Consider the following 13,305-nt stretch of genomic DNA (forward strand, 5'->3'; position numbering starts at 1 on the left):
TGTGCTGTCGAGGGTTTGCTGATTTCTCTGATTGTTCGATACCTAGTGAGTAGATGATACTTTTTATCAATCCACTCTTTTGCCATTTTGTCAATGCGTAAGTCCTAATCTATTTTTTGGAGGGGGCTTGGGGGACGCAACCGTCCCCCAATCGGGGGTTTGGGGGATTCTCCCCCAAGTCTTGGTTCTTCTGAAATTGATAAGCTGACAACGTTAACTGAACCGTATTGATTTATTGGGTGCAACTTCATAGAGAATTGGTATTAGCCTCTAGCAAAATGAAAATAGGGCAAAATTAATTACCAATCCCCAATCCCCACAGATATTATCAGCGATCAAACAATTGTTCCGTAAATAGCCCAATCAATCATGTAGTTTTCCCATGTAATAAATCACCTCAATACAAAGGAAATTCTTTTATGACTAACACGAATACTCAAGAAGCCTCTAAAGTTGCAGAACCACTACTCCGTCAAGGTGACTCTGGCGCGGCTGTGGCTGAATTGCAAAGGTTGCTGAATGCCAAGGGTGTAAAGGTATCAGTTGATGGGATCTTTGGTGCAGGAACCCAAGCCGCAGTGATCAAATTTCAGCGCGCCAACGGTCTGACTGCTGACGGAATTGTCGGCTCAAAAACTTGGGTAGCTTTACGAAAGGTTCCTACTCCCACAATTCGTTTAGTAGATGTTGCTCTCAACTACGACCCAACCCAATTTCCCCACCAAATAGCTGCTTTAGAATGGCTGCAAAGTCAAATTCCCGCAGCTACACTCAATGAATTTGCTCGTCGTTGGCGGAATCAGTAGGTTGAAAAGTAAGAGTTTGATAGACGTAGTGCAACTTAGCAAAATACAAATGATTAAGCTGTCGCGTATTTAACTTGCACATCTTTTCGTATTAGGTGTTGACTGCTGACTGTTGACAGTTAACTGTTAGCAGTGAACAAACCATACAAGTGAGTATGTAATTTAAAAGCGTAACAGCTTAATATGGCTGAATTGCACTACGTCTTTATACAGTTATCAATGAGATATCAAACTCCTACTTTTTCCTGTTTGATTGTACTCAGATATTCTGCTAAGGCTTCTGAGCCACCAATTAATACTCCATCAATAAATACTTGCGGAACAGTTGTTGCACCTGTGACAGCACGTAGAGAACGGGTTGTAATCCCTTTACCCAGGGTAATTTCTTCATACTCTATACCATTTTCTTGTAAGGCCGCTTTGGCACGAGCGCAGAAAGGACAACCAACTTTGGTAAACAAGGAAACTAATTTTGGCTTGGCTGCTTGAGGATTAATGTATTTAAGCATTGTTTGAGCATCAGATACCTCAAATGGATCACCTGGTACATCCGGCTCAATGAACATCTTCTCAATTACGCCATCCTTCACCAACATAGAATAACGCCATGAACGTTTGCCAAATCCCAGGTCTGCTTTATCTACTAACATTCCCATCCCTTCGGTAAATTCGCCGTTACCATCAGGAATCAGAGTGATATTTTCTGCTTCTTGGGTTTTTGCCCATTCGTTCATCACAAAAGCATCATTTACGGAAATACAGACGATTTCATCGACACCATTCTCTTTAAAAACTTTAGCCAACTCGTTGTAACCGGGTAGGTGAGTAGATGAACAAGTTGGCGTGAATGCACCCGGTAAAGAGAAGACGGCGACTGTTTTACCTGCGAATAAATCATTAGTTGTTACATTCACCCATTCGTTATTTTGACGAGTCCGAAAGGTGACTTGAGGAACTCTTTGACCTTCTCGATTGGAAAACATATATTTAACCCCTGCTGACAAAATTTTACTTTTGATTGTTTCCTTTCTTAAGCGTAGTCGTTATGACTATACTTGTCAACAAGTAAAATTTTGGTAGTTACACCATGACAATTATTGGTGTAACGTGCGCCTACAAACTTCTTCCTGATGAGAGCAAGGATTCTATAAAGTTTACATACTAAGACTTTTACAGAGTTTCAATTAGTCTTGCGCTCTTTCAAAACCTGATCTAGTAATTGCCTAGCGGGTTGTGCCTTAGTCAAAGCTGCTTGGTGATCACTATAAGCGCGCACCAACCGAGATAAACTACTTACACCAGTCTTAAGCTGCTCAAGTTCTTCACCTGATACCAGTTCGCCATCAAGCATCCGCCCGATCAAAGGTTTAATATCTCCCACTTCCTGACGAACTTTTTGCAGCTTTTCTACAGAACTCAGTAAGGATTTTAAGGAGTTCAAAATATTATCAATATCTTGGGGATCATCCACAGCTTCAGGCAAATTTTCCACCTCTGTCACTGTAGTTAATTCCTCTACAGCTTCACTTTTAACCCCATTTGGCTTTATCATTAACGCTTCCTCAATAATTTGTTTTAGTCTAGCTTGAAAGTGCTATGCAGGGGGTGGAGAACAAAACCACTAACCCCTAGTTTCTAGTTCCTTTTTTATTTTTGAATTGTTACTATGCAAGGTTTTATTAATTTAGATAAACAATTTGGTTGGACTTCCCACGACTGTGTAGCACGGTTAAGAAAAATGTTACGCCTCAAACGTGTGGGACACGCAGGAACATTAGATCCAGCAGCTACTGGGGTGTTACCTATCGCAGTTGGCAAAGCTACAAGGTTATTACAGTATCTCCCCAGTGACAAAGCTTATAAAGCTACTGTCCGTTTTGGTGTGCAGACGACAACAGACGATTTGCAAGGTGAAATTATTACTTCCCAACCTTGTGCAGGATTGAGCTTGTCTGAGGTGAAAACTGCGCTTTGCCAATTTATCGGCAAGATTGAACAAATACCGCCCATTTACAGTGCAATTCAAGTAGAGGGGAAACGCTTATATGATTTGGCGCGTAAAGGTGAAACAATAGAAGTGCCAGCACGGACTGTAGAAGTTTTTAGTATAGATGTTTTGGATTGGCGGGAAGGGGATTTTCCCGAATTGGATGTGGCGATCGCCTGTGGTAGTGGTACATATATTAGAGCGATCGCTCGTGATTTAGGTGCAATTTTCCACACAGGTGGAACTCTCGCCGCTTTGATCCGCACTCACAGCAGTGGCTTTAATTTAACAGATAGTCTCACCTTGACGGACTTAGAAACTCAACTGCAAGCTGGGACTTTTGAACCAACCCCCGCCGATGCAGCTTTGCAATATTTACCGTCAGTTACCCTACCTAGCATCTCTGCACAAAAATGGTGTCAGGGACAGCGAATTGAATTAAATTTAGAAACTGTTGGTAAAGTGCGAGTTTATCAAGCAGAAACAACTATTTTTTTGGGTATTGGAGAATTGCAAACTGGTGTGTTAATTCCTCAAATGGTGTTTGAACCGATTTCATAAAGTGAGAATGGTGTATTTCAGGAGGTCACTGTGGTTCTTAAACGCTTGATTATCGAAATGGGGATGGGAGTAGATCAACATGGACAGGAACCGACAGTAGCCGCAGCTAGGGCTGTCCGGAATGCGATCGCTCACAACGCCTTACCGGGTGTGTGGGAAGTCGCTGGTTTAAGTCATCCCAACGAAATGATTGTGGAAGTCCAGGTAGCAGTACCTTATCCAGAAAAAGTTAGAGAAGAAGAAGTGTTAGCGGTTTTACCCTTTGGACGCAAAAGCTTGAAAGTAGAATTTGGGGGTATGGTAGTTCAGGGACGCGCTATTGCTGAACTCAACGATAAAAATGACGAAATGTTAGTAGCGATCGCATCAGTGACAGTTTTGGTAGAAACTAATCAATAGTCTGGGACTTACGCACCCAGATTTTCTGTTGAGACCGGGTGTAAGGGTGTGAGAGTTTCAAACCCCTACACCCCTATACCCCTATACCCTTCTCCTGATGACACAAGAAGCGATCGAACAAGTTGTTACTGCTTACTTTGCCAATATCACAAGTATGAATCCAGAAGGCTGGATAGATAACTTTGCCGAAGATGCTATTAGTCATGATCCGGTTGGTGAACCACCAGCAAAAGTTCATGAGGGATATCGTCAGTTTATCGGACAGTTACAGGCGGTATTTGAAAAATTAGAAGCAACAATCGAGCATATCTTCATTGCTGCGAATGAAGCAGCTGTTAAATGGACGATGGTTGGAGTCAGCAAAAGTGGTAAGCCTGTGAAATTTGCGGGAATTACTATCTTTGAGGTTAACGCTGAAGGAAAAATTCAAACAACCCGCGCTTATTGGAATCCTGCACAGATGATTGCACAGTTACGCTAAAACAACCAATCACGCGCAGGAATTCAATTACTACCAAATGTGATCAAGATCAGGAAGGAAAATAATAATTAATCTTTTCTTTATCTTCTCTCCATTCCCCATTAGCAATTAGCAATTACCAATTCGCAAAAAAGCCTCTGGTAATTGTATTAATTTACCAAAGGCTTATTCTGCAATATTGCATCATGACGACTCTTGCTCTTCTTCGTAAAACCAAATTTCTGCCAACAGACTCAAGCCAATCAGCCAAATAAAGCAGAAAACTGTAATCCAGAGTAGTCCTAACATAGCGATCGCCTCCAAACAACAATTTCTTCTACCTACTACTCCTCAGCATCCCAAATTATATTCAGTCCGACTAACTACATACTACACGCTTGGTATCATTGGTAAAGGGTGTAATTGATTGAGTTTTTTTAATTATTGCTACCTTAATGTTAAATAAGCCCCTGAAGAGTTATTTTCACAAATCCTGTTATCTTGAATGTATTACCTTAGATTATTCGCGCAAGGATAACTTTTCACTTACTTTACTTACAAATTCATACATCGTAGAGTAAGTATAGTTTGAATTTTTTAGACTTATATCAAATTTATTTTGATGTTTGCTTATTTAGCTTACTAAATAAGCAACTTCAGTTAATATTAATCAGGTTTTACCCTTTAGTTGCTCATCCTGACCAAGTAGATCATCTGGTATTAATTACATCTCATTCAATAGCTTTTAGCCCTCATTGCTCCCATGCTGACCCATCACCGCAAGCCCGTGTGCTTATCACTTATATCGACTGACCTACCATTCTGGTCAGTTGTAGAAACTGCTGGAACACTATATCAAAAAGACCTTGATAGGTTCCATTTATTACTGACTACACCGCCACTTATCACCTGTGAACTAGCAAGTCCCGATACTCCAGAAGAACAAATTGCCCCACGTACTAGTAAAGCTTATGCCCCTGCTAGTCCTAGAGTTTTGTGGTTAGAAATTTCTCCCTATCGAGTAATTATGACCATGCAAGGTAACGATCAAGTGAGTTATCGCCACTTCTGGGAACAGGGCGTTTATGGCATGAGTCGTTATTGGTTACCAACCGAGTCATTACAACCAAGCGATCCCATACGCTTACGGAACTATACCAATAGCTTGACTCTCAGTGGACGCGAACTACCAGAGCATTTGCGTGTGGAATATGAATTGTGGGCTGAAAAAGTCCAATTAGGGCGCTATATTCTCAATCTGGAAATTCAACATTAATCACAAAATACTAAATGATGAGTGCGACTCAACCGAGAGAGCGCCACTCATCGAAGGCGGCGGGAAACCATCTCCCTTCAAGGGGTGGGAGGGAGATGGTTTCCCGCCACCGTTAACTGCTGACTGATGACTGTTAACCGTCAACCGTCAACCGTCAACCGCCAACCGTCAACGTGAAATCCCATACCCTTTTAGGGGTCGGATGAGCCTAACACATCAAATCCTCAACTCACGCCATAGGCTGTGGTTCTTTAACTTTTGCTTCTAATGTCGCTGGCTCTACTGATATTAGTTCGCCGTGGTTTAATGTCCAGCAGTAGTCAGCGATCGCCAACAAATCACCGGCATCATGTGTTACTACTAATAATGTCCAGTCTTGTTTGAGTTTGGCTAATAAGTTCACCAGTTGCCGACGCATTGACCAATCTAATCCGGCTGTCGGCTCATCTAGTAATAATAAATTGGGTTGGCGAATTAATTGTACTGCCAGGGCTAGCCGCCGTTGTTGACCCCCACTCAAGGCATGGGGTGCAGCCGAAAGCGATAAATGCTCTAATCCCACTTCACCTAATGCTTGTCTAACTCGTTCTGTCCCTAATTCAGGATGCCCTATGCGTAATTCTTCTAAAATCGTACCACCGCAAAAGTGCCGTTCGGGAAACTGAAACACCAAACCTGCTAATTGTTGTAGCTGTTCGGCTATGAGTTCTTGTTCTCGCCAAAAAGCCCCACCAGATGTTGGTTCGGCTAGTCCAGATAAAATTTCTAATAAAGTACTTTTACCAGACCCGCTTGGGCCAATAATCAAACCTAGCTTTTGGGGGGGTAATTCTAGATTGACAGACTTGAGGATAGCTGTTGGGCAAGCTGTGGGATAGTAAACCAGATTTCGGAGATAGAGCATTTGTTAAGATTACCAAAAGTTGGCAAAGAACTCACTAACTAAGATTAACTACAACCAGAAGGACTGGAAACTTCGCTCAGGATTTATAGATTGTTACTTAATTAAAACCTCAATTTACCAGCAAATATCATCCTGATTGTTCCATTGTGACAGATTCCCCAAAAGCCATGATTACAGTAGTTTTGGGAACTTGACATGATGACTCAAGTCTAAGTGTGAGGAGTATTTTATCTGCTATACACGCAAATCATAACTAATTATTTTCGTATTTTAAGTAACATATACAACTTTTTCAACCGCAATAATTCTGAGGCTAATTCATGATCAAAAATTTTTCCTCTCCTCACTCAATAATCTTTTCTCAAGTCACAAAGCTCGTTCAGGCAAGTTTTGGCGTGGCGATCGCCTTAACTTTGGCAAGCAATCCATCATGGGCTGACGATCCCTTCCGCGCCGAGAAACCGCGTAACATTGGCGACAATACAGAAGAAGCTTTTAAGGCAGTCTTTCAACGGGGTGATTATCCCACCGCAGAACGTTATCTCAATCAAGCAATCTCCAGTGAAGCCAATGAGCCTCTAGCTTACGCCATGAAAGCATCTTTAGCATACATTAATGGAGATTTGGCAGGGCTGAGTAATTACGGCAAGAAAACCCTGGAAACGGGACAAAAGTTAGTTACAACTGACGAATTACGGGGCAATATTTACACAGCTGTAGGGCATTTTTTAGAAGGAGGGGCAATTATTAGCCGTGAAGGTACACTCAGAGGCGCGCCTCAAGCTTTGGGACGGCTAAGACAAGTATATGAATATCTGGATAGGGCAGAAGCGATTTCTCCTCAAGATCCAGAATTGAATTTACTCAAGGGTTATATGGACTTGATGTTGTCTGTGAGTCTACCCTTTGCCAACCCAGATGAGGCGATTAACCGCCTACAAAGGAATGCTGCGCCTCAGTATTTAACTAATCGAGGTATTGCGATCGCCTATCGTGATTTAAAACAGTACCCTCAAGCTCTAGATTATGCTAACCGAGCCATCAAAGAAGCTTCAGATAACCCTGAGTTGTATTATCTTAAAGCGCAAATCCTCAAAGGACAGGGTAGCCAAGAAAAAAGCCAGCAATTAATTCGAGAAGCGATCGCTAATTTCGACAAAGCCTTAACTAAAAGGTCTCAGCTTCCCAGTTCATTGGTAAAGCAAATTGAAAGCGAACGCAATAATGCAGTCAATAACCTTAATAGTGTGGGGCAGTAATTGGGGACTGGGGCAAAAAAGTTAAAAGTAGGGTTCAGTTAACGTTGTCAGCTTATCGATTTCAGAAGAACCAAGACTTGGGGGATTCTCCCCCAAACCCCCGATTGGGGGACGGTTGCGTCCCCCAAGCCCCTCCAAAAAATAGATCTGTTTTATGTGTAGCAGTTAATTTATTTTCTTAACTGGATCGTATTGACTCATCACCCATTACCCAGTCCCCAGTTTCCATTACTCATCAATTTGTCCGACACGGCGGATATTGAGAATATCGCTCATTTTTTTGATTTGGATGAATACTTGTTCTAGTTGTGAGCGATCGCGTATATCTATACCTAAGTCTATTAATGCTGGTTGATTCACTGCGGTTTTTACCTGGGCGTAACGTACGTTGATCCCTTGGTCACTCAGTCGAGACAAGATATCTTTTAATACTCCCACACGGTCTAGGGCTTCTATTTGAACATTGACTGGGTAAGTTTGGGGACGACCTCTATTTTCTGCAACTGGGTTCCAACTAACGGGGACTAGGCGATCGCATTCCACTGTTTCTAAATTATGACAGCCTTGGCGATGGATGGAAATTCCCCTACCTCTCGTTACTGCGCCAATAATTGGTTCGCCAGGGATTGGTGTACAACAACCAGCCAGGTGATAGACCAAACCTTCTACACCCACAATTGGTGAATCTGTTGCACGGGTAATGGGTGTCGGTGCTTTACCGGCGGATGGTTCTTTAGGCAATAATATGGGTGTATCTACTACTGGCTGTTGAGATTTCACCACTTCTCGCCAGCGATTTAATACCAGATTGAGGGTGACTTCGCCGTAACCCATACCTGCGAGCAAATCTTCAGCACTGTGATAATTACATTTTTCGGAAACAGTCCGCATTGCATCGGACTTTAATAGACTATCTAAACCAGTTTTCCCCAATTCTTTTTCTAATAATTCTCGACCACGAGCCACATTTTCTTCCCGGCGCGATCGCTTGTACCATTGTTTAATTCGATACTTGGCGGCGGAAGTTCTCACAAAATTGAGCCAATCTAAGCTGGGATGGCTATTCTTTTGGGTAATAATTTCTACAATATCGCCATTATGTAGTCTGGTGGATAGGGGAACCATGCGCCCGTTAACTCGCGCACCAGCACAGTGATTACCAACTTCTGTATGAATATGATAGGCAAAATCTATAGTTGTAGCCCCAGGACTTAAAGGAATCACATCGCCTTTGGGCGTAAAGACATAAACATCATCTTCAAATAAGTTATCTTTAACGCTATCGAGATATTCTTGTGCGTCTTTGAGGTCACTTTGCCATTCCAATAATTGACGCAACCAAGTAAACTTTTCATCTGATGTAGTTATCAGGCTATTAGAACCACCAGTTTCTTTATACTTCCAATGGGCGGCGATCCCGTATTCGGCGATGCGGTGCATTTCCATTGTGCGAATCTGCACTTCTAAAGGACGACCAGTTAAACCGATAACGCCTGTGTGCAGAGATTGATAACGGTTGGGCTTGGGTAAGCCGATATAATCTTTAAATCTGCCGGGGATCGGGCGAAAAGCGTCATGTACTACAGCTAAAGCCCGATAACATTCCTCATTCGTCTCGACAATAATCCTCAGCGCTGCTAAGTCATAAATTTCATTAAATTCTTTCTGCTGTCGGTGCATCTTTTGGTAAATACTGTAAAGATGCTTAGGACGACCACTGATATCTAGACAGCGAATTCCTGCTTGCTGGAGGCGATCGCGTAAAATTGCTGTAGCTTTGGCTAATTTCTCTTCCCGTGCATCGCGTTTTTCGGAAACGTGCTTTTGAATTTCCCGAAAAGCTTCCGGCTCTAAATTTTTAAAGGCTAAATCTTCTAATTCCCACTTAATTCGCCAGATCCCCAAGCGATTAGCTAAAGGTGCAAAGATATCTCGTGTTTCTTGGGCTGAACGGCGACGGCTATCTTCTGACATATATTGCAGAGTTCGCATATTATGCAAACGGTCTGCTAACTTCACCACAATTACCCGAATATCTTGCGCCATTGCCAAAAACATCCGCCGGAAGTTTTCCGCTTGGCTTTCTTTCTTGCTGGTGAAATTGATTTTAGAAAGCTTGGTGACACCTTCCACCAACTGCTTGACTTCCGGGCCAAAACGCTCTTCTATTTCCTCAATTGTGACATCTGTATCTTCGACTACATCATGAAGAAATCCAGCTGCTATCATAGCAGGACTACCCCCTAAGTCGCGCAGCAGCCCGGCTACAGCGATGGGGTGACTAATATATAGTTCTCCAGATTTGCGATATTGTCCGTGATGCAGTTGGTAAGCAAAATCAAAGGCCCGACAGATTAACGTGTTATCACTACACATTCGGTCATTTTCTGCTTTGCTGCCATAGGTGGATGAATCCCGCAAACATTGCTTCAGCCATTCTGGAAGGCTAAGATCGGTTGGGGAACTAATAGCGATGCTGCTCATACAATAGAAGAGGTGATCGGTGGATAGTTGAGAGGTTGACGCAATTAACAGCAACTTTTCTTGGTAATGCTGTTACCCTGGTGAGGGCAGTAAACGCTGTGTGAGATACCCTATAAGACTATGGTAGTGGTCTATTTCGGGCTGGGAAAAACATAAACGAGAAAAAATGTATACTGAAAACGCAGCCTCAACAAAATACTTGAGGCTGGTGATGCTGATGATAGCCTGATTAGATTTATTGTATAAATAATTTTCTTGACATTAATACTATCGTAAATAGCACTAGATGTCTTTAAATCTTGAAAAATATCAGAGCCTAGTAACATTACTACTGGAGTTCCGTCAGGGGATCAACACGAGTGAACTCGATGTATTGTCAGTACGCCAACGCCTAGCCGAGTTAAAGCAACTCTTTGGGGAGGAAATCGCACCTTCGGCTGAGGAGGATACGCGGATACAGCCCTATAAGACAGAAATTAGCAAACAATTGCGTCTGCTTGAGGTAGATGTGATGTTTTTACAAGGAGCGCGACAACCATCTACAGCAAAAACAAGATTAAATATAATTGGCGATCGCCTCAATACTCTAATTCAATATTGCCACGCCATACTGCAACAAAAGTCACCAGATACAAATGAAGATTAGATGATCACTGGCGTTGTGGTGCAAGAATAGATAAAAATCATGGGAATCATAGAATCTACCGCATTTTAGGGAATTATGTAGATTCTATGGTGAGTATCAAGTTGGGTGTTGGGCAAAGGATTAGTCTAGGATACGCCATTGCTCTGGGAATTGCTGTTTTTGGAACAGTAGCAGGTTTTAGCGTGGGGAAAAGTTATCTGCGACAAGCTTCTGAATGGGAAGAACACGCTCGTGAAGAGATGGAGTTACTGCACCACTTGCAAATAGATATTCTGCAAGCACGTACTCATCAGCAACAGCTGATTCCATTAGTAAAATATCCCCAATCTTATGCTCATGAATATGATAATTTACTGCACCATAAGGCTGAAATAGAGGATTCCTGGATTGAGTTAAAAACTTTTATGAAGATGGAGGCTCAATCTTCGGGAGATGTCCACGTTAAAGAAATACCGAAATTTTTGCAAACTTATAATCATATCGTCCGACAGTATTTTCAAGAACTAGAGCGCCGGATACAGAAAATTCAGGCGTTGAATTTGAATGCACCACAAGATATTGAAAAAGCTCAGTCCATATTACTGGAATTTACCAATAGTGATTTAGTACTGAAGTTTGATGGCATATCCGATGACCTGGATACACTACTGCAAACAGCATATGCAGAAATAGAAGAAGCTGAGGAATTTCAAAAAACATCCACAAAACTTGCTCAAAAAATTGTCATTATTAGCATCATCTTATCAGTTGTCATTTCTGTTATATTAGGGATTCTTACCAGTCGGGCGATCGCCTCTCCTATTCAAACGATTACTAATGTGGCTAGACGCTCTACAGAAGAATCTAATTTTGACTTACAAGTAACTATTAACCGTGATGATGAACTGGGTGTTCTTGCTAACTCTTTTAATCAATTAATTGCCACGGTTAAACAATTACTAACACAACAGCAAACAGCTAATGAAAAACTGACCAATTATAACGAAGCTTTAGAAAATAGGAATCAAGAAATTAGTGAAAAAAATAACCAATTGCAACAAGTACTAGAAGAACTACAACGTAGTCAATTACAAATGGTACAAAGTGAAAAAATGTCTGCTTTAGGTCAAATGGTAGCAGGAATAGCCCACGAGATTAACAATCCAGTCAGCTTTATTCATGGCAATTTAACATATGTGCAAGAATATACTGAAAATCTGATCAAATTTGTGCAATTATACCATAAATACTACCCTGAGCCTTTATCAGAAATCGTGGATTTAGCAGAATATATCGACCTGGATTTTATCCAGAAAGATTTACCAAAAATGCTGAATTCCATGAAAATGGGAACAGATAGAATTTGTAAAATTGTGCTATCACTGCGGAATTTTTCGCGTCTTGATGAATCAGAATTCAAAGCAGTAGATATTCACGAAGGCATTGATAATACTCTCCTAATTTTACAACATCGCCTCAAAGAAAAGCCAGAACGTCAGGAAATTAAAGTTGTTAAAAATTATGGGTATTTACCTTTAATAGAATGCTATCCTGGGCAACTCAATCAAGTATTTATGAATATTTTAGTTAATGCTATTGATGCTCTAGAAGAAAAAACAGAGACACTAAAAACTAATCAAATAACTATTACTACTTCAGTTAAAGATTCCCAGTGGTTGCAAATTGCGATCGCTGATAGTGGTTCCGGTATCCCCGCAGATATTCAAGCTAAGATTTTCCAGCCGTTCTTTACTACGAAACCATGCGGTAAAGGTACAGGGATGGGAATGTCTATCAGTCAGCAGATTATTACCGAAAGACATGGCGGTAAATTAGAATGCTTCTCAACTATTGGTGAGGGAACAGAGTTTTTGATTCAGATTCCCGTAAGTCAAAACCTCACAGTTTCCCCTGTTAACTAGCGCCAATTCGCTTGTAAATATGATTTACTGTCGATAATGAGGTAGACTATAAAACTTTATTGGGATATGCACACAGATACAAAATTGTTTATAACTTGCTTGTGCAATAAGTTTAGAATATATAGTGTCATACACAAGAAACCAATGACCTTAACTCTTAACTTACCACCAGAATTAGAAGAGTATCTTGCACAGCAAGCCCAACAGCAAGGGCTTTCTGTTGAAGCATATACATTGCAGATTTTGACAGCACACATTTTACCAAAAGAAAAAAAGATAAAATTAGTTAATTTGCTTCAGTCTTGGATTAATGAAGATGATGATGCAGAACAAAAAGAGACTGGAGAGTATTTAATTCAAGCTTTGGACGAAGATAGATTATCAAATCGTCAGTTATTTCCTGTCGAGTTAAAGGGTGTAACTTGGTGAGTCGGGTAATATTTTTGGATGCAGGCCCAATTGGTTTAATCACAAATCCAAAGCGTTCCCCTGAAAGTCTCGCTTGTACGCCGTGGTTACAACCTCTCATGGCAGAATATTACAGCCCAGTGATTTCGTTACCTCGAACAGCTATTTAAAGAATTTGATAGACTAGCTTAAATTTAAAAATATCCAAGCTGGT

Annotated in this window: 13 protein-coding genes; 9 read left to right on the plus strand and 4 right to left on the minus strand. The window is 41.3% G+C overall.

All coding sequences use genetic code 11. The features are described 5' to 3' along the window. Nucleotides 1-419 precede the first annotated feature (419 nt). Nucleotides 420-806 (plus strand): peptidoglycan-binding domain-containing protein, encoded by a 387-nt coding sequence (locus H6G14_RS04365; protein WP_190565922.1) that lies wholly within the window; start codon nt 420-422, stop codon nt 804-806. A gap of 227 nt (nt 807-1,033) precedes the next feature. On the opposite strand, the gene H6G14_RS04370 is transcribed toward H6G14_RS04365, so the two are convergent. Then, nucleotides 1,034-1,789, minus strand: coding sequence for a glutathione peroxidase (locus tag H6G14_RS04370; protein ID WP_190565923.1), 756 nt, complete (start codon nt 1,787-1,789; stop codon nt 1,034-1,036). A gap of 197 nt (nt 1,790-1,986) precedes the next feature. Then, nucleotides 1,987-2,358, minus strand: coding sequence for a hypothetical protein (locus H6G14_RS04375; protein ID WP_190565924.1), 372 nt, complete (start codon nt 2,356-2,358; stop codon nt 1,987-1,989). Between the two features lie 114 nt (nt 2,359-2,472). Here H6G14_RS04375 and truB point away from each other — a divergent pair, with 114 nt between their 5' ends. The 4 genes from truB (at nt 2,473) to H6G14_RS04395 (ending at nt 5,489) form a co-directional block, all read left to right on the plus strand. Beyond that, nucleotides 2,473-3,354: a tRNA pseudouridine(55) synthase TruB gene (gene truB / locus H6G14_RS04380; RefSeq protein WP_190565925.1), complete on the plus strand. Its 882-nt coding sequence runs from the start codon at nt 2,473-2,475 to the stop codon at nt 3,352-3,354. Nucleotides 3,355-3,384: 30 nt separating this feature from the next. Beyond that, on the plus strand, nt 3,385-3,753 hold the full coding sequence (locus H6G14_RS04385) for a Lin0512 family protein (RefSeq protein ID WP_190565926.1): 369 nt from the start codon (nt 3,385-3,387) through the stop codon (nt 3,751-3,753). 97 nt (nt 3,754-3,850) lie between these two features. Beyond that, nucleotides 3,851-4,234, plus strand: coding sequence for a nuclear transport factor 2 family protein (locus tag H6G14_RS04390; RefSeq protein WP_190565927.1), 384 nt, complete (start codon nt 3,851-3,853; stop codon nt 4,232-4,234). A gap of 742 nt (nt 4,235-4,976) precedes the next feature. After that, complete coding sequence (locus tag H6G14_RS04395; protein ID WP_190565928.1) at nt 4,977-5,489, plus strand: hypothetical protein; 513 nt, start codon at nt 4,977-4,979, stop codon at nt 5,487-5,489. Between the two features lie 229 nt (nt 5,490-5,718). Here the strand turns inward: H6G14_RS04395 and H6G14_RS04400 are convergent, their stop codons facing one another. Then, a complete protein-coding gene (locus H6G14_RS04400; RefSeq protein WP_190565929.1) occupies nt 5,719-6,393 on the minus strand; it encodes an ABC transporter ATP-binding protein in 675 nt (224 codons plus the stop codon). A 320-nt stretch (nt 6,394-6,713) separates the two neighbouring features. Here H6G14_RS04400 and H6G14_RS04405 point away from each other — a divergent pair, with 320 nt between their 5' ends. Next, the gene (locus tag H6G14_RS04405; protein WP_190565930.1) at nt 6,714-7,652 is read left to right on the plus strand and encodes a Sll0314/Alr1548 family TPR repeat-containing protein; all 939 of its coding nucleotides are present in this window, start codon (nt 6,714-6,716) and stop codon (nt 7,650-7,652) included. A gap of 228 nt (nt 7,653-7,880) precedes the next feature. On the opposite strand, the gene H6G14_RS04410 is transcribed toward H6G14_RS04405, so the two are convergent. Further along, on the minus strand, nt 7,881-10,136 hold the full coding sequence (locus H6G14_RS04410; RefSeq protein ID WP_190565931.1) for a RelA/SpoT family protein: 2,256 nt from the start codon (nt 10,134-10,136) through the stop codon (nt 7,881-7,883). 286 nt (nt 10,137-10,422) lie between these two features. Between H6G14_RS04410 and patD the strand changes: the two genes are divergently transcribed. From patD to H6G14_RS04425, 3 genes are all read left to right on the plus strand, one after another. Continuing rightward, nucleotides 10,423-10,782 carry a heterocyst frequency control protein PatD gene (gene patD / locus H6G14_RS04415; protein WP_190565932.1) on the plus strand — a complete coding sequence of 120 codons (360 nt, stop codon included), beginning with the start codon at nt 10,423-10,425 and terminating at the stop codon, nt 10,780-10,782. An 86-nt stretch (nt 10,783-10,868) separates the two neighbouring features. Further along, on the plus strand, nt 10,869-12,683 hold the full coding sequence (locus H6G14_RS04420; RefSeq protein ID WP_190565933.1) for a sensor histidine kinase: 1,815 nt from the start codon (nt 10,869-10,871) through the stop codon (nt 12,681-12,683). 144 nt (nt 12,684-12,827) lie between these two features. Beyond that, nucleotides 12,828-13,112 carry a hypothetical protein gene (locus tag H6G14_RS04425; protein ID WP_190565934.1) on the plus strand — a complete coding sequence of 95 codons (285 nt, stop codon included), beginning with the start codon at nt 12,828-12,830 and terminating at the stop codon, nt 13,110-13,112. Nucleotides 13,113-13,305: the final 193 nt, after the last annotated feature.

This window comes from Nostoc parmelioides FACHB-3921 (assembly GCF_014696625.1).
In the GTDB taxonomy this organism is placed as follows: domain Bacteria; phylum Cyanobacteriota; class Cyanobacteriia; order Cyanobacteriales; family Nostocaceae; genus Trichormus; species Trichormus parmelioides.

Coding starts and splice junctions, on each gene's coding strand:
- H6G14_RS04405 (WP_190565930.1), top strand. CDS start 6,714: ATGATCAAAAATTTTTCCTCTCCTCACTCAATAATCTTTTCTCAAGTC.
- H6G14_RS04425 (WP_190565934.1), top strand. CDS start 12,828: ATGACCTTAACTCTTAACTTACCACCAGAATTAGAAGAGTATCTTGCA.
- H6G14_RS04400 (WP_190565929.1), bottom strand. CDS start 6,393: ATGCTCTATCTCCGAAATCTGGTTTACTATCCCACAGCTTGCCCAACA.
- truB (WP_190565925.1), top strand. CDS start 2,473: ATGCAAGGTTTTATTAATTTAGATAAACAATTTGGTTGGACTTCCCAC.
- H6G14_RS04390 (WP_190565927.1), top strand. CDS start 3,851: ATGACACAAGAAGCGATCGAACAAGTTGTTACTGCTTACTTTGCCAAT.
- H6G14_RS04370 (WP_190565923.1), bottom strand. CDS start 1,789: ATGTTTTCCAATCGAGAAGGTCAAAGAGTTCCTCAAGTCACCTTTCGG.
- patD (WP_190565932.1), top strand. CDS start 10,423: ATGTCTTTAAATCTTGAAAAATATCAGAGCCTAGTAACATTACTACTG.
- H6G14_RS04375 (WP_190565924.1), bottom strand. CDS start 2,358: ATGATAAAGCCAAATGGGGTTAAAAGTGAAGCTGTAGAGGAATTAACT.
- H6G14_RS04420 (WP_190565933.1), top strand. CDS start 10,869: ATGGTGAGTATCAAGTTGGGTGTTGGGCAAAGGATTAGTCTAGGATAC.
- H6G14_RS04410 (WP_190565931.1), bottom strand. CDS start 10,136: ATGAGCAGCATCGCTATTAGTTCCCCAACCGATCTTAGCCTTCCAGAA.
- H6G14_RS04365 (WP_190565922.1), top strand. CDS start 420: ATGACTAACACGAATACTCAAGAAGCCTCTAAAGTTGCAGAACCACTA.
- H6G14_RS04395 (WP_190565928.1), top strand. CDS start 4,977: ATGCTGACCCATCACCGCAAGCCCGTGTGCTTATCACTTATATCGACT.